At 52.2% G+C, this 460-nt stretch carries 1 protein-coding gene; it reads left to right on the forward strand.

Annotated features, from left to right (window positions below; genetic code table 11):
- On the forward strand, nt 1-379 hold a 379-nt coding region (locus AC1DIS_RS30150), incomplete at its 5' end, for a transposase (RefSeq protein ID WP_477781324.1).
- Between the last annotated feature and the right edge of the window lie 81 nt (nt 380-460).

The raw sequence follows: 460 nt of genomic DNA on the forward strand, positions 1-460 counted from the left end.
GTTACTGACTCGGCGGCATTCGTCGATGGAAGACGGCATGTTATTGCATTGTTACTACTTCTCTGGCTGCCAGTCCTGCGCAATGCAAAAGCAATGTACGACGGGTAAGGAGCGCCGGATAAAGCGCTGGGAACATGAAGCCGTAGTCGATGCGATGCAGACTCGGCTGGATCATGATCCAACGATGATGAGGCGTCGCCGACAGACCGTTGAACATCCTTTTGGAACGCTTAAATACTGGATGGGAAGTACCCACTTCCTGACCAAAACTCTGCCGAGGGTAAGCACCGAGATGAGCCTTCATGTATTGGCCTACAACCTCAAACGAATGATGAGCATCTTCGGTATATCAGGACTGCTTGAAGCGATCAGGGCGTGAATCGAAGCTGCTTGATCGTCCGTGAGTGGCTGTTTGGGCCGCTGACGCGGCCCAAACAGCATTTACGAATGCCTATGTAGC

Source organism: Pseudomonas sp. 05N433 (assembly GCF_056396925.1).